Source organism: Paraferrimonas sp. SM1919 (assembly GCF_010993985.1).
Lineage (GTDB): Bacteria > Pseudomonadota > Gammaproteobacteria > Enterobacterales > Shewanellaceae > SM1919.
Genome location: NZ_WINH01000005.1, coordinates 105672 through 122334, shown reverse-complemented (window position 1 = coordinate 122334; position 16663 = coordinate 105672). Strand labels below are relative to the sequence as shown.

The window sequence follows — 16663 nt, the reverse complement described above, 5'->3', positions numbered from 1 at the left end:
CATTTTTTGTGAATTAATGGTTTACAGGGAAAGGGTTTGCCTCTATTATTCAAGCCGCTTCGGAGAGATGGCTGAGTGGTTGAAAGCACCGGTCTTGAAAACCGGCATAGGTTAATAGCCTATCTAGGGTTCAAATCCCTATCTCTCCGCCACATAAGAGAAACCCGCTACTTGTTAGCGGGTTTTTTGGTATTAACCTCAGGTTAATAGCGCCCTTTACCTTGAGGGTTCAAATCCCTATCTCTCCGCTAAATTAAAGCCCGCTCAATAGAGCGGGTTTTTTTGGTTTTAAGCTCAGGTTAATAGCGCACTTTAACTTGAGGGTTCAAATCCCTATTTCTCCGCCACTATCAACAAAGGCCAGCATTTATAGCTGGCCTTTTTTATTAACCTTAGGTTAATAGCAACTCTTTATGCTGAGGGTTCAAATCCCTATCTCTTTGCCACATATAAACAACCCGCTCAATCGAGCGGGTTTAGTACTCAGTCTAAGGATTGAGTTTAAATTCATTTTTAGGCAGCTGCTTAGCTTGTTTAAGCCATTGATCAACTTGTAGTTTAATTTGTTTTCCTGGAATATGTTTACCCCCTTTAGGGCCGTATTTGGCTTGTTGCCAAGATTGTACTAATTTAGCGAGGGGATCTGACTCTCTACAGCGCTGTGCCAGACTTAACTGTCCCCCCAACTGCTGATCTAAATAGTAAGGTAGACTTGTTAATATTGCACTCAGGTCATCTTGCTTGCAGGCCATTTTAAAATCATACTTTTGGGCAAGTTTATTTGGTTCAGTGTTGCTCGCTTGCTGTATTTTTGGCCTTTTAACCAGTAGAACTAATGTAATTAACCAAGCAACAGTCATTAAGGCGAGGGCAAGTTGCCAGGGCCATAATGTAGAATTGTCTACTTGTTTAGTCTCCGTTGTTGGCTGTACTTGCACGGTTTCAGTTTGATTATTAGGGGTTAATAACAGTGGCTGGTCATTATTCACCAACACTTCAATGGTTTGCGCAGGCACCGTTAACCATTGTTGTTTGCCTTGTTGAGTGCTAAACCAAGGTATTTTGACCTCTGGAAGGACATAAGTACCTGGCTTAGTCGCGATAATGGCGTAGGTTTGGCTAAGCTGTGAAATCACATTGCCATTCCGATGGTTAGTTTGAACTTCTGGTGATTCTGGGTAACTTCTAAAACTATCCGGTAAAGCTAGGGGCAGAGTTGATAACGCTTCACTGTCTGCATTTACTGCGATAATGTTGTATTTTAAGCTGATAGGCTCTCCCTGAGTCACTTGTGTTGGGAACCCTTGCTCTACTTGCAGTTCTAGTATATCGGCTACTAGCCAATCCCCTTGGTAACTACTGGGCTTATCTAACACCTTAATGTTGGTTTTTGGACTAACGGCGCGTATGCTTTTGGTATCGGCAAAGCCAAAACCACGATTACCTTGTACTATCGTTCCATCGAATACCACCTGTGGCAATTCAATTTGACCTGCTTCGGTAAGAGTGACCGCCCAGTTACGCTCAATAATTCGGTAGCGAACACCATTAATGCTGGTGACGTTATCGCTGTCTTCCCCTAGTTGTTGTAATTTAAGGTCGGATTCGGCAGTTTGTAACGAACCACCATTGAGTTGCGCCCGCAAAAACAGCTTAGCTTTATAATTAATGATTTGGCCAATATAAGCACTATCTTGGCTGACGCTGGTCTCTAAAAAGGCTAACTTTTTAGAATTATCACGCTTATCTTTAGTAACTTGCAGGTTAATGGGCTGGGTCATCTGGTTACCCACTTTTAAGGCAGGAATGGTAATGCTGCCTAATTCATCGGCGATAAGGGTGGTTTGCCAGGTGGTGGTTTTAGTTGTGCTAAAGTTGACAATTTGGGTACTACGTCTGACGTTGGTACGGCCAACAATAAAGTCTTTCTCTAATATAGTTAAGTCTAGATCCCCTGAATCAACATTATCATCTGAGGTAATAGTCAAAGTGAAAGGCTGCCCAAGCAACACTGGATTGTCGCTTACAGTGGCTTGTAGTGCGGCATATGCTTGAGAAATAGCAGTAATCCATAGGATAGCAGCAATAAATAAAGCTCTTACCATATCTCTGTATTCCTTTGTAATGTGTTGTTATTTTGTCGTTTTTGATATTCTAAGCGCATTTTATTTCGAATTAATAAGCTTGGATCTTCATTGATCCTATCGAGCTGTTTTTGCATGTGAGCAGGCAATTGTGGCCCCTGAGGCTCATCACTTTGTTCAGCGGCTTGGGCCTCAGCTTGTTGTTGCTCTGCATCGTCCGAGCTTTGCTGTGGTTGTTGTGAATCTTGTTGCTGTTGTTCTGATTGTTGCTCTTGATTTTGTTTATCATCGTTTGTCTGCTCATCAGAGTCAGACTGTTGTTCATTTTCTTGCTGAGATTGATCTTGTTGCTGTTGTGACTCTGAATTTACAGAATCATTTTGATCAGCTTGGGAGTCGTTATCTGAATGCTCAGATTGCTGATTTTGTTCAGAATCTTTAGAATTTGATTGATCTGAGTTCTGTTGTTGTTCAGATTGGTCACTATTATCCTGATCTTGCTGATCTTGCTGATCTTGCTGATCTTGCTGATCTTGCTGATCTTGCTGATCTTGCTGATCTTGCTGATCTTGCTGTTTCAGCAACTCTTCAGCAATCGCAAGGTTTTGCTTAGCCCTAGAGTGTTCAGGGTTTTGCTTAAGTACCTGCTTATATTCATTAATGGCTGGCTGCAATTGCATCAATTTAAGTTGACTGTTAGCCTTATTAAATTGATTCTCAATCCCAGTTAATTCTGAATACAAAGCCAACGCCTGTTCATAATTACCGAGTTGATAATGGTTTGCTGCTTGCCAAGCTTTATCTTGAGTGAGCGATAGGCTTTTATCATATTGTTGCAAAGCATGAGCCGCTTCCGCTTGCTGTTGATCAGATTGCCACCAGCTGGCATAGGCGGACTCTGGTGTAGAAAGCATCAATAACGGTAAGGCAATAGCGGTTAAATAGCCACGCTTAAAATTGATAAGCAGCAGTAGCAATAACACAGGCATAAAATACACCCCTAAATCTTGCCATTGTTCAAAGTCATGATCGCTGTTGACTAAGTCAGTCTCATTAATTAGCCGCTGTTGCAGAAGTTTTAGGTCATCGTCATCCGCCTGCAATAGCATTGGGGCTGGAAAACCTATAGGCAGCTGCCGATATTGGCTGATTTGTAATTGTGGTACCACTAATTGTCCCGTTTGGTCTTTTAATAGCTCACCACTTGGCAGCTTAATTGGCGCACCAATTGGCGTACCTACTAGCATTAAATGCAGCTGATATTTATTGCCTACTAAGGCCACTATGTCTGCCAAATCAACAGAATCAATACCATCGGTAACCATAATAATGTCGCCACTTTGTTGGCCAGCGTTGTTCAATAATTCCAAGCTTTGCTCAATTGCACGGATAGGATCAGATCCTAATACCGGCATTAATTCAGGACTCAGTGGGTCGATTAAATTAGTCAGGGTTGCTTTGTCTTGAGTTAGCGGCGACAACACAAAAGCATCACCGGCATAAGCCACTAAACCAGTTTTAGCGTTATCTAATTGTTTGATCAGATCTTTAATTTTGTACTTAGCCAGAGTTAAGCGGTTAGGGGCAAGATCGGTAGCATACATAGACAAAGACATATCCATCACCACCACTCGTGCACGCTCATTGGCCATCACTGGCACTTTCACTTTTTCTAAGCTTGGGCCAGTTAAAGAAATTATCACAATTGTGCTTAACAGGACCAATGGCCAAGGGTTAGACCGGGTTTGTGCACTGGCGCCAAGCAAATGCTTGCTTAAGTGTGGTGATAACCATTTATCCCAGCTAGAACTGGTTTTGTTACGTTTAAACAGCAACGCTAATAACGGCACCAGCAATAATAAATAAAAGGCTTCAGGACGAATAAAATGCATTATTATTTCCTCCTTGATTGCCATAACACTAATAAACACAACATCAGCAAACTGCCCGCCAATGGCCAATAGTAATATTCGGTTTTAGGTCGATAACTCACCACATTAGATTCTACTGGTTCAAGTAGATTAATGTTGTCGTAAATAGCTTGTAGATCAGCAGCAGACTTAGCTCTAAAATATTGACCATCGGTTAACTGAGTTAATTGCTTTAGTGATGCTTCATCTAAATCTGAAGATGCTGGGATCATACGGCTGCCAAAAATACTACGTTGTTCAATCATATCGGCACCAATACCAATGGCATATATTTTTACGCCGGCGGCTTTTGCTAACTTGGCAGCTTCCATCGGGGTAATGTTGCCCGCTGTGTTGGCACCATCGGTGATCAGTAATAACACCTTATTAGAATCCGGTTTATAGCTAAAGCGTTTTACTCCAAGGGCAATGGCTTGGCCTATGGCAGTACTTTTGCCAACAAGACCAATTTGAGCCTCATTTAAAAAGGTAGAGACTGTGGCTAAATCTCGAGTAAGAGGTGCTTGTAAATAGGCATCATCGGCAAACAGGATCAAACCCAGGGAGTCACCAAGACGTTGCTCAATAAACTCTGTCATCAGGGTTTGTAACATTTCAAAGCGATTAACCACACGACCATTGAAACTCATGTCTTCCATTTCCATTGAGCCAGATAAGTCAACCGCCATCATTAACTCGCGGGATTCAGGTGCTATTTCGATAGGGTCGCCATGGTAAACAGGGCGACTGGCGGCAACGACGAGGCAAATCCAAGTCAGCCATAGCAAGATAGGATGTTTAGCAATCGACTTAGACTGTAAACTCTGTTGCTGTTGGCCTATGCCGGGTAGCGTCAACGCCGCCCCGAGTTCTGCTGAGCGTTTGGGTTTTAATAAAAGCGGCAGTGGTAGACAAAATAATAGCCACCACCATTCAAGTTGAAACATTTAGCAGGGCTCCTTGCGACCAGCACGGGCAAATGAACTGGTTAGTGCCGTTGAAATACCAATAAGTTGCTGGTTTTGTTCTGCCGTTAAACTTTGCAATTGGTAGTGATTAAACCAAGCCAACTCATCTTTCGTTGCGTCAGTGTATTTGGCTAAAAATGCTAACCAGTCGTTACCCGATAATTGAGCACATTGACTTCTACCTAGATAATGCATGGCACTGAGCTTGACTAAGCGATTACAATCTTCACGAATGTCTTTATTGGTATCGAGTTTATTCAATTCGGTAATGATCACTCGCTTACGAAAATGGTAGGTTTTATGTTTGTTCCATAAAACAATCGCAACTACAAACAAGCTGACAATTGTTATAAGCAGCGCATAAAACAGTGGGCTAAATTGCCACCACGTTACCATTGATGGGGGGGGGGTATTGGCGGCCATTTGATCTAATGGGTTCATACCAAAGGCCCTCCAAGTTGCTTGGCTAAGGCGGTGCCGGCTGACAATTTAATGTGTCTGGTGTTTAAAAAGCGGGCAAGATTATCGGCTTCAGCCAAACTTTGCTGCTGTTTGGCAAGCCAAATTTGATATTCTTTGTAATCAAGAATACGTTGCTGCTGACCATCAAATACGGGCAGGGCAATATTAGTAGGCAAGGCTACGGTGCCATCACGGATAGGATCCGTCACCGAAATAATAAACACCTGACAGTGCTGACTAATATTACGCAGCACCTGCTGGTGGCTAGCGTTGAATTTACTGCCGTCACTGAGCAACCAAATTAGAGAACCTGGTTTTGCCAATTGCTGCAGCCTTGCAAGCGCATGATCAAAGTATTGACTATCCAGTTTATTACTGCCGTGGTTGTGCACATCTAATAAGCCCCTCACTACGCCGAGTAAACCTGAACGTCTTGATCTGGGTTTATATTCCTTGTGGCTATGTTCACTAGAAATCACCGCACCTACTCTGTCGCCAGCTTTAATGGCTTGGGCGGCGAGGGTGCTGGCAATATGGGCAATCTGTACCGATTGCAGCATTAGGGCACTGCCAAAGCGACTGCTTAAACCCAAATCACAAAATAAAAGCACTGGGCGCTCGCGCTCTTCAGAGAACAACTTGGTATGGGCTCTGCCAGTACGGGCAGTTACTTTCCAATCAATCGAACGTACGTCATCACCGGCTTGGTATTGTCTAAGCTCGGCAAACTCCATGCCTCGGCCTTTAATTTTGGTATTAAATAAACCGGCACGGGCTGACTTTACTTTGGTCTTTGGCGGTTCGAGCAAGTTAGCCAGTTGCATATTGGCCAACAATTCCTGCTCACATAGGTTAATCCCGTCACTATGACGGGGTAACGCTTGATTTTCCATAGGTTAAGGTACTGCTACTAAAGATAGGATTTTGTTGATAATGGCTTCTTTAGAAACCCCTTCGGCTTCACTGTGATAAGTAGTGATCAAACGATGACGAAGTACGTCAGGTAATACCGCTTGAATGTCTTCTGGGGACACGAAGTCTTGGCCATTTAACCAAGCGCGAGCACGGGCACAACGCTCAAGGGCTAATGTGGCACGGGGCGACACACCACACTCAAGGTAACTGGCCAATTCATCACAATATTTTTGTGGCTGACGGGTAGCATTAATTAAATCAACAATATAGCCCTCTAAGGATGGCGCTAGGTAAAGCTCTAGTGCCTGTTTACGGGCGCTAAAGACTTGCTCTTGGGAAATAGCCTCAACCGTTGCGGTTTGTTGCTTTAAGTCTTCATTTCTAGCCAAGCGTAGAATTTGTAGCTCTGTTTCAGCACTTGGGTAATCCAGTGATAGATGCATTAAAAAACGGTCTAGCTGAGCTTCTGGTAGTGGGTAGGTGCCTTCGTTCTCTAATGGGTTTTGGGTCGCCATTACTAGGAATAAGTCATCCAGCTTATAACTTTGCTTACCTACGGTTACTTGACCTTCAGCCATCGCTTCTAATAGAGCTGACTGCACCTTGGCTGGGGCTCGGTTAATTTCATCGGCTAATATAAGGTTATGAAACAGCGGACCTGGCTCAAAGCTAAATTGACCGGTTTCGTTACGGTAAATATCAGAGCCGGTTAAATCAGCCGGTAATAAATCTGGAGTAAATTGAATTCGTTGAAAATTCCCATCAATACCATTGGCAAGGGCATTAATTGCACGGGTTTTTGCAAGGCCAGGAGGACCTTCTACTAATAAGTGACCATCGGCAATCATGGCTATTAACAGGGCTTGGGTTAATTGTGGCTGGCCAATGATCATTTGATCTAAATAACTATGAAGAGCTTTGAATTGAGATAAAGGCATGTTCACTACTTTATTGTTCTTATCTAGGTTGAAAACTAATACTAAAAATTTTTAACGCAATTAGCTAGCCCATAGACCCATGAAAATGAGGAAAGTTCCTAATTTTTTTGGGATATTTGTTAGATAATTGTTGATTTTTCTGGTCTGACCTGTTGAAGTAAGTATGTGGTATTGATTATGGATAATAAAATGACACAAAAACAATCAAGAGTGGCCATTGTTACTGGCCTTAGAACCCCTTTCGCCAAACAGGTTACGGCATTTAAAGATACCAGCTCCGTTGATATGGGCGCCATGGTCGTCAATGAAATGCTGGCTCGCACCAATTTAAACCCAAAAGAAATTGAACAATTGGTCTATGGCCAAGTGGCAACATTGCCTAATGCGCCCAATATTGCCCGTGAAATCGTACTGGCCACCCAAATGAATGTTCATACCGATGCTTATAGCGTGAGCCGTGCCTGTGCCACCAGTTTTCAGGCGGTGGCCAACATCGCTGACCGTATTCGTCTAGGTGATTGCCATATAGGCGTGGCAGGCGGTGCTGACAGTAGCTCGATTGTGCCAATTACTACCTCCGATAAACTGGGTAAAACCCTGGTTCGTTTAACTAAAGCGAAAACCTTTTCGCAAAAGTGGGCATTACTAAAGCAGTTAAAACTTAAAGACTTAGCGCCAGTGCCGCCTGCGGTAGCAGAATACTCAACTGGCCTGTCGATGGGGCAAACCGCTGAGCAAATGGCTAAAACCCATGGCATCAGCCGTGCCGATCAAGATGCGTTAGCCCACCGCAGTCATACCTTAGCTCACCAAGCTTGGGAACAAGGGAAGTTGGCCAATGAAGTAATGAACTGTCATTTATCGCCCTACAAAGAAGTATTTGCCCGTGATAATAATATTCGCGGCAATTCATCCGTAGAGAGCTACGCTAAGTTACGCCCAGCCTTCGATCGCAAATTTGGTTCAGTTACTGCCGCTAACTCAACACCATTAACCGATGGCGCCTCAGCAGTCCTGCTTATGAGTGAAGAGCGGGCTAAAGCGCTAGGTTACGAGCCAATTGGTTACCTTAAAAGTTATGCCTTCTCCGCCATTGATGTTTGGGAAGATATGCTAATGGGGCCATCATACGCCACCCCGAAAGCACTGGCACAAGCTGGCTGCACCTTAGCAGATATGGATTTAATTGAGATGCACGAAGCCTTTGCGGCTCAAGCATTAGCCAACGTTAAAATGTTTGCCTCAGACAAGTTCGCCCAAGACAAACTTGGTCTTGCCAGCGCCATTGGTGAGATTGATATGACCAAGTTTAACGTGATGGGGGGCTCGATTGCCTATGGCCATCCTTTTGCCGCAACGGGTACTCGTTTGATCACTCAGTTATGCAATGAATTGAAACGCCGTGGTGGTGGTTTAGGATTAACCACAGCCTGTGCCGCCGGTGGTTTAGGTGCCGCCGTAGTCGTAGAAGTGGAGTAATAGGGATATGAATATCTTCAACTTACAAGTAAAAGACAATGGTTGTGCCTTTTTAACCATTAACGATCAATCTGAATCGGTTAACACCCTAAAAACGGCGTTCTCCGAAGAAGTGACTCAAATCATTGAGCAAATTCAAAATGACAGCAACATTAAAGGCCTAGTCATTGCTTCTGGTAAAAAAGACAGCTTTATTGTTGGTGCTGACATTAATATGTTAGCAGCCTGTCAAACCGAGACCGAAGCCTATGAAGTGTCTAAGGCTGGTCACCAATTGTTTGACGCCCTTGCTGCATTACCATTCCCAACGGTAGCTGCGGTCAATGGCATGTGCCTTGGGGGCGGGTTAGAGCTGGCTTTAGCCTGTGACCACCGTGTTGCTGCGGATACGCCAAAGTGCGTACTAGGTGTTCCTGAAGTGCAGTTAGGGCTATTACCTGGTGGCGGTGGTACCCAGCGCTTACCTAAATTAGTCGGGATCCCGAATGCCTTAGATATGATGCTAACAGGCAAACAAATTCGCGCTAAAAAAGCCTTAAAAATGGGCTTAGTAGATGAAGTGGCACCAGTGGCAGTATTAAATGATGTTGCCGAAAAAATCGCACTTAAACAGCACAAGCTAAAACCATTTAAGTTACCTTTAGCGGTACGTCTAATGGCAAGCGTGGCACCACTTAAAGCCTTTGTACTTAAGAAAGCGACTGAAAAAGTGCTGTCGCAAACTAAGGGGAATTACCCTGCACCCATTGCCATTATTGCTTGTGTGGCAAAACTTGGCGGTGCTAAGGGGTATGATTTTGAAGCAAGACAGTTTGCCAAATTAGTGGTTTCCAATGAATCCGCGTCCTTACGTCAGTTGTTCTTTGCCACCACTGAAATGAAAAAAGAATACCAAGTTGAAGGCAAAGTAGAAAACCTTTGGGTCATTGGTGGTGGTTTAATGGGCGGCGGTATTAGTGCAGTCTCTAGCCTTAAAGCCAAAGCCAGTGTCCGTGTAAAAGACATCGCCGAAACTTCACTTGCGGCTGTCTACCAGTATCTAGAGCCTATTCTTAACAAGCGTGTTAAGCGCCGTATTATTACTCAGAATCAACTTAAGCAGGCGCTAAATCAGGTCACCACCTCTACCAGCTATGATGGGATCGGTAAAGCTGAGTTTGCCATTGAAGCGGTATTTGAAAAGTTAGAGATCAAACAGCAGGTATTAGCTGAGATTGAAGCTAAAGCCAGTGATGAGCTTATTTTTGCTTCTAACACATCCTCAATACCAATTAGTCAAATCGCGCAAAATGCCATTCGTCCAGATAAGGTCATTGGTCTTCACTATTTCTCACCGGTAGAAAAAATGCCTTTGGCAGAAGTGATCCCCCATGAAGGCACTAGCGCCGAGACCATTAATAAAACGATGGCACTAGCCAAGGCCCAAGGTAAAACCCCAATCCTAGTTAAGGACAAAGCCGGCTTTTATGTAAACCGTATCCTTGGCTTATACATTAACGAAGCGGCATTTGCCATTAGTGAGGGGCAGCCCATTGATAAAATTGATAATGAGATGGCTAACTTTGGTTTCCCACTAGGGCCATTTAAGTTATTGGATCAGGTAGGTTTAGATATTGGCGCCCACATTACGCCCATTTTAATTGAAAACCTAGGCCACCGCTTTACGCCAACGCCATTAATGGAAAAGCTGATTGCGGACGACCGTAAGGGTAAGAAGAACAATCGTGGTTTCTATTACTTTGATAAGAAGCGTAAAAACCAAGTTGATGATAGTGTTTATGCTGCTGCAGGGCTTGGTGTTGCCACTAAACCAATGCAAACGGACATCAGCGATCGTCTATTGATGCAAATGCTTAATGAAGCAGCGCGTTGTTTAGAAGAAGAGGTGATTGCCAGCCCACGTGATGGTGACATTGGTGCTATCTTCGGCATTGGTTTCCCACCGTTTTTAGGTGGTCCTTTCTGGCACATGGACAAAGTGGGTGTGCAAACCATTGTTGCCAAGCTTAAGGGTTATCAACAGTTACACGGTGATCGTTTTGAGCCTTGTCAACTATTGCTTGAGATGGCGAAAAGCCAAGCCAAATTTTATTCGTAAGTAGTGTATATTAGCAGCCAAGTTTGGATAACTTGGCTGCTAATAAAAATTAGTCTAAGTCCAAAATATCTTCATCAAAATCGTCATTGTCTATTATAGGGTTAGAATTTAATCCATAACTGGTTTTATGGGTGTTGGTTAATTTGACGTACTTGTTCCAAGTCGTTTCAATTTTGCAGTTTGCGATTTGGGGATTGCGTGTGGACTGAACAAAATGGATTTCGTCTTCATTTTCAGGGATCATTTTACCATCTTGTAAGCCTTTTAACGTGTCTCCGTACTGTTCCAGCAATTTACTTTCTGTCAAAGTAAAATCCCCGCTTTTACTAAATCCCTTAGCAAAATTTTTGTTGTCAAAGAAACGTCTTTGACCTTGGCGTATGCTTGTCATGTTTGCGTGCTCCTAGACAATAGTAGTGCTAAATTAAAAATAGACTTTCTTTTTGATTTTGGAATCCTAGAGAAGAATTTTTTTTGGTAAACTTGTGAGATGGGTCATGGTTGAATTGACCAGCCACATAAACCGTTCAGCTAAATGCTTTGTTATCAGCAACGTTGTTAGTTGCTATGGTTATAACACCAGCAAAAAAATCACCACCGACACTCAATAAAAAATGGAAAAATAATGAAAGCGGTCATTTTAGATTATGCCACCTTGGGTGATGGCATTGATATCGAGTTAATTAAACAACAGTGCGATGAGTTAAAGCAATATCCAAGTACCAATGAGCAGCAACTACTTGAGCATATTGGCAACGCTGAAATTGTGATTACCAATAAGGTCAAACTTAGTAAACAGCAATTGGCTCAGACACAAATTAAGTTGATCTGTGTTGCAGCAACTGGAACCAACAATATTGATTTAATTGGTGCAAGAGAGTTAGGGATAACGGTTGCGAATGTCAGTGGTTATGGTTCCAATACCGTGGCTCAACATGCTCTGACCTTAATGTTGATGCTAGCGACTAATGCCCATAAATACGATCAGGCGGTTAAGCAAGGACGTTGGGCTCAAGCCAATATGTTTTGTATGCTTGATTATCCTATTTTTGAATTACAGGGAAAAACCCTTGCTATTGTGGGTCCTGGTGCAATCAGTGCCAAATTACAGCAAGCTGCGTTAGCACTGGGGATGAAAATATTAATCGCTGAACGAAAAGGCACTAGTGCCGTAAGGGAGGGCCGTATTGCATTCAATGAAGCCATTGAAAAGGCTGATGTGATTTCAATACATTGCCCTTTAACCCCAGAAACGGCAAATCTTTTTAGCATGAACGAATTTCGTTTAATGAAAAAGCAGGCTTTCATCATTAACACCGCTAGGGGAGGGATCATCAATGAACAAGATCTCGTGACAGCGTTGCAACAAGGTTTAATTGCTGGCGCTGCGACCGATGTGTTAGTCACTGAGCCGCCTAGATCTGATGACTTTATGACATCAACACCAGTTAACTTAATTGTTACGCCGCATACGGCTTGGGCGAGTATCGAAGCGAGACAAACATTAGTTAATGAGATCGCTGAGAATATTCAGGCTTTTTACCAAGATCAACGTCGAAATGTCGTTAACTAAAAGATATTTTTACTATAATTCAGCTAATTAGGTAAGTTAATGGACTTTGGGAATGCTTAAATATTCAGAACGGCATTTTATCGATAAAGAGCTTTCATGGTTATCTTTTAATGAGAGGGTGCTTCAAGAAGCACAAGATACTCGCGTGCCGTTAGTTGAAAGGATGCATTTTTTAGGAATTTTCTCATCTAATTTGGATGAATTTTTTCGAGTGAGGGTCGCAGCAGTAAGGCGTAATATGTTGCTTTCCTCACTCGATGATTATGGCAATCATCCTCGTCATTTAATGACAAAAATTCAAAATAAAGTCGTAGCTCTGCAGCAGCAGTTCGAAAGGGTTCATGGTGAACTTATTGAATTGTTGGCAGCTAACGGCATAACCTTTATTAATGAAGCACAACTTACTTTTGAACAATCTACTTGGTTAAAAGCATATTTTAAGCAAGAAATATTGCCCTTTTTATCCCCTATTATTTTAACAACAAGCGTCGATCAGACTAAAGCATTAAAGAGTGATGTTACATACCTTGTTATTTGTATGTATAGGCAATCTCAGCGGCAATATGCTTTGCTAGAAGTGCCCAGTGAAAGGCTTAAACGATTTTGTAAACTTCCTAATTTCAATCAATCTAGTGACAGTCTAATTTTACTGGATGATATCATTCGGCATAATATAGAGACGTTATTCGAGCCTTTTTTTAGCTATGATGATATCGATATCTATTCGATGAAACTGACCCGAGACGCAGATTTTGATATCACCGATGAAATTGAAAGCACCGAACTTGAAAAAATGACTAAAGGCTTAAAGAAACGTTTAAGTGCCCAGCCCGTAAGGTTGGTTTATGACAAGCAGATGCCAGAGCATATGCTGAATCGTTTAACCGAATTAATGAAAATCAGTTCTACTGAGTTTTTGATAGGTACGGGTAGCTACCATAACTTTTTGGATTATCTTAATTTCCCGGATTTAAACCATAAGTCGTTGCGCAATCCCAGTTGGCAGCCATTACCAAGTTATGAATTTGAACAAGCGGATAACGTTTTTGATGCCATATTTAAACAGGACATATTACTGTATTACCCGTATCAAAAATTTGACTACTTTTTAGAGTGGTTACGACAAGCTGCCATTGATCCTAAGGTTACTCATATTAAGATTTCCCTATATAGGATCGCCCCCAATAGCCTTGTTATAAAGTCATTAATTGATGCTATTAATAATGGGAAAAAGGTCACTGCAATTATTGAGCTGCGGGCCAGATTCGATGAAAACTCTAATATTGAATGGTCGCGTCAACTCTCTGAAGCGGGAGTGAAAGTTCATCATGGAATACCCAGCCTGAAAATACATTCAAAATTGTGCCTTATAAGTAGAAAAGAGCAGGACAAGTTGGTCAAATATGCCTATGTAGGGACGGGCAATTTCAATGAAAGTACCTCTAAAATTTACACTGATATCGGCCTATTTACTGTGAACCAAGAAATCGCCGAAGAAGTAAAACAAGTCTTTAACTTAATCAAAAAACCTTACACCAAAGACAATTTTAATCACCTCATCGTCTCTCCATACGACTCAAGAAATAAATTGCTTGAACTAATAGATGCTGAAATAAAGGCTGCGCAATTTTCTAACAAGGCCTTTATCAAATTAAAACTCAACAACTTACAAGATAAGCAATTAATTGAACGTTTGTATGATGCTTCTAAGGTGGGGGTCAAAATTGACCTAGTGATCAGAGGGGTATGTTGTTTAATCCCTGGGGTTAAAGGACTGAGTGATAACATCAGAGTCATCTCTATTATCGACCGATACCTAGAGCATGCAAGAATTATGCACTTTTATGCTAATGGTAATAATCGCATTTTCATAGGCTCGGCAGACTGGATGACTCGCAATATCGAAGATCGGGTAGAAGTCATGGTGCCAATATTGGATCAAAGGTTGAAATCAGCAGTTAAGGACTATTTAACCATACAGTTACAAGATGATTTTAAAGCCAGAATATTAAATCCCGAACAAAATAACGCTTATGTTTATACTCCAGAGCAAACAAGCTATCAAAGGGCACAGTGGCAAACTTATCAATACATCAGTCAGTGTCAACAGCAGCTTGTACAACAGGTTGAGCTAAAATGATAAACCCGCAACAACAGTTTGTCGTCATCGACATTGGCTCAAATAGCTTTCATTTAGTCATTGCCCGTTTGCAGGATGGTCAGTTGCAGATCCTCCATAAAGAGAAGCAAGCAGTACAACTGGCGCAAGGTTTAAATAACAACAATTATTTAGAGCATAAGGCATTCAATCGTGGACTTAATTGCTTAGCTGATTTTAATACTCGTTTTAATCAGCTTAATGTATCTAATGTGAAAATTGTGGCAACCCACACTTTACGGGTCGCGATCAATAGCAAACAATTCCTGCAGGCGGCTTTGAAAGTCATACCATACCCAATAGAGATCCTTTCAGGTACAGAAGAGGCCCGACTGATATATCAAGGGATATGCGTGAGTCAAGATATTCATGGCGATGCGATTGCACTTGATATAGGCGGGGGATCAACTGAAGTAATCGTTGCTGAAGATAAACACCCTCAGCAGCTTCAGAGCTTACGGTGTGGCTGTGTGAGTTTTACTAAAAAGTATTTTAATGACGGTAAGTTAACCCCCAAAAGCTTTGCCAAAGCCATTGATGCCGCAGATCGCTTATTTAAAAATTTACCTCATCATTACTTTAATGAGCATTGGCACAATGTGGTAGCAAGTTCAGGTACCGCTAAAGCCATTGTTAATATTATCAATGGCAACACTGAACACCCAATCAGTTTGCATCAATTACAGCACTTAAAGCAACAATGCATAGAGCTAGGGCATTGTGATAAATTGAATTTTGAAGGGGTTGACGCCAATCGTAATCAGGTTTTAGCCGCAGGATTAGCCATCTTGATTGCATTTAGCCAAAGGTTAGGAGTGCGTAATATTAGCTATGCTGCAGGTGCTTTAAGGGAAGGGGTGTTGTATGAGATGGCTAACATAGAAGGCTTCCCTGAAGTACAAACCAACACCATTGAGAACTTGATAAAGCTTTATCATATTGATCGTAGCCACAGTGCTAAAGTCACTCAGACTGCACTGGCCATATTTGATAGAGTTAAGCAGAGTTGGCATTTGACAGCAGAGCATAGGTTATTACTACAGCAAGCATCATTATTGCATGAAATAGGCATACATATCAGCGCCAAATCCCATCATAAACATGGCGCTTATATTATAAAAAATAGTCACTTATCAGGTATTTCTGCAGAGCAACAAATGCTTTTGGCAGAACTTGTAGGCCACCATAGGAAGAAAATAGATGATGCGCTTTGGAAGCAATTTTCTACTACACAATATAATACCTTAGTTCCCTTAGTGACCATTTTACGCCTTGCTGTCATTTTTAATTTGGGTCGCAAACAGGTACAACATTTAGCCGACCTAGTTACCGCAACCTCCAGCAAAACCATCACCATAAATTTAGTAAAGGAGAATAATAGGTTGCTATACCAGGATTTAGCGAATGAAACAAAAAAGTTAAAATCTTTAGCAATTGCCATCAAATTGATTTAAGTTGCAGCAGTCAGAAGTGACAGTAGACTGCTAAAGTAGACATCGGAAGATAAATATTAATAATTAGGAAAATTTTTTAATTATGGATTTTATGGAAAGAACGATAGAAAGACTTATGTACGCCACCCGCTGGCTGTTAGCGCCGATTTATCTTGGATTATCAATTGCCATTATGCTGTTGGCTGTTAAATTCTTCCAAGAAATGCTACATGCTATTCCCAATATTTGGGATATCAAAGAGTCAGATTTAATACTACTAACACTCTCGCTTATCGATATTGCTCTAGTCGGTGGCCTATTAGTGATGGTTATGTTCTCGGGTTACGAAAATTTTGTGTCTGAGTTAGATGTGGATAATGAAGAGGCAAAACTATCTTGGTTAGGAAAAATGGATGCCACCAGCTTAAAGAATAAAGTGGCTGCGGCAATTGTAGCGATATCATCCATCCATCTTCTTAAAATTTTTATGGACCCAAGTAATTTCGAAGGTGATGGGACAAAGATTTACTTGTATGTGTTGTTGCACCTTACCTTTGTTGCATCCGCTTTTATAATGGGTTATCTAGATAGCATGACCAAAAGTACACATAAACCATAAGCAAAAGGCTGAGTTCTAACTCAGCC

General features: G+C 41.9%; 13 protein-coding genes and 1 tRNA gene. 7 read left to right on the top strand and 7 right to left on the bottom strand.

Translation table 11 applies throughout. The features are described 5' to 3' along the window. Positions 1-61 precede the first annotated feature (61 nt). Positions 62-152, top strand: a tRNA-Ser gene (locus GFB48_RS04545). Positions 153-488: 336 nt separating this feature from the next. Here the strand turns inward: GFB48_RS04545 and GFB48_RS04540 are convergent. The 6 genes from GFB48_RS04540 to GFB48_RS04515 are packed head-to-tail and all read right to left on the bottom strand — an operon-like array spanning position 489 to position 7277. Next, entirely contained in the window at positions 489-2105 is a 1617-nt protein-coding gene (locus GFB48_RS04540; RefSeq protein WP_163931771.1) for a BatD family protein, read from the bottom strand. Next, a complete protein-coding gene (locus tag GFB48_RS04535; RefSeq protein ID WP_163931768.1) occupies positions 2099-3976 on the bottom strand; it encodes a VWA domain-containing protein in 1878 nt (625 codons plus the stop codon). Before GFB48_RS04535 ends, GFB48_RS04540 begins: the two co-directional genes overlap by 7 nt. A 2-nt stretch (positions 3977-3978) precedes the next feature. Next, positions 3979-4941, bottom strand: a complete 963-nt coding sequence (locus GFB48_RS04530) for a VWA domain-containing protein (RefSeq protein WP_163931765.1) — start codon at positions 4939-4941, stop codon at positions 3979-3981. Further along, positions 4942-5403: a DUF4381 domain-containing protein gene (locus GFB48_RS04525; RefSeq protein ID WP_163931763.1), complete on the bottom strand. Its 462-nt coding sequence runs from the start codon at positions 5401-5403 to the stop codon at positions 4942-4944. Further along, positions 5400-6317, bottom strand: a complete 918-nt coding sequence (locus tag GFB48_RS04520; RefSeq protein WP_163931760.1) for a DUF58 domain-containing protein — start codon at positions 6315-6317, stop codon at positions 5400-5402. The genes GFB48_RS04525 and GFB48_RS04520 overlap by 4 nt, the downstream gene beginning before the upstream one ends. A 3-nt stretch (positions 6318-6320) precedes the next feature. Next, a complete protein-coding gene (locus tag GFB48_RS04515; protein ID WP_163931757.1) occupies positions 6321-7277 on the bottom strand; it encodes a MoxR family ATPase in 957 nt (318 codons plus the stop codon). 189 nt (positions 7278-7466) lie between these two features. Between GFB48_RS04515 and fadI the strand changes: the two genes are divergently transcribed. Then, positions 7467-8756, top strand: coding sequence for an acetyl-CoA C-acyltransferase FadI (gene fadI / locus GFB48_RS04510; RefSeq protein WP_240464826.1), 1290 nt, complete (start codon positions 7467-7469; stop codon positions 8754-8756). A gap of 7 nt (positions 8757-8763) precedes the next feature. After that, positions 8764-10854, top strand: a complete 2091-nt coding sequence (fadJ, locus tag GFB48_RS04505; RefSeq protein ID WP_163931752.1) for a fatty acid oxidation complex subunit alpha FadJ — start codon at positions 8764-8766, stop codon at positions 10852-10854. Positions 10855-10903: 49 nt separating this feature from the next. Here the strand turns inward: fadJ and GFB48_RS04500 are convergent, their stop codons facing one another. Next, complete coding sequence (locus tag GFB48_RS04500) at positions 10904-11245, bottom strand: DUF413 domain-containing protein (RefSeq protein ID WP_163931749.1); 342 nt, start codon at positions 11243-11245, stop codon at positions 10904-10906. A gap of 234 nt (positions 11246-11479) precedes the next feature. Here GFB48_RS04500 and GFB48_RS04495 point away from each other — a divergent pair, with 234 nt between their 5' ends. From GFB48_RS04495 to GFB48_RS04480, 4 genes are all read left to right on the top strand, one after another. After that, on the top strand, positions 11480-12427 hold the full coding sequence (locus GFB48_RS04495) for a D-2-hydroxyacid dehydrogenase (protein ID WP_163931746.1): 948 nt from the start codon (positions 11480-11482) through the stop codon (positions 12425-12427). Positions 12428-12479: 52 nt separating this feature from the next. Continuing rightward, positions 12480-14567, top strand: coding sequence for a polyphosphate kinase 1 (ppk1, locus tag GFB48_RS04490; RefSeq protein ID WP_163931743.1), 2088 nt, complete (start codon positions 12480-12482; stop codon positions 14565-14567). Next, on the top strand, positions 14564-16039 hold the full coding sequence (locus GFB48_RS04485; protein WP_163931740.1) for a Ppx/GppA phosphatase family protein: 1476 nt from the start codon (positions 14564-14566) through the stop codon (positions 16037-16039). Before ppk1 ends, GFB48_RS04485 begins: the two co-directional genes overlap by 4 nt. A gap of 91 nt (positions 16040-16130) precedes the next feature. After that, positions 16131-16637 carry a TIGR00645 family protein gene (locus GFB48_RS04480; RefSeq protein WP_163931959.1) on the top strand — a complete coding sequence of 169 codons (507 nt, stop codon included), beginning with the start codon at positions 16131-16133 and terminating at the stop codon, positions 16635-16637. Positions 16638-16663: the final 26 nt, after the last annotated feature.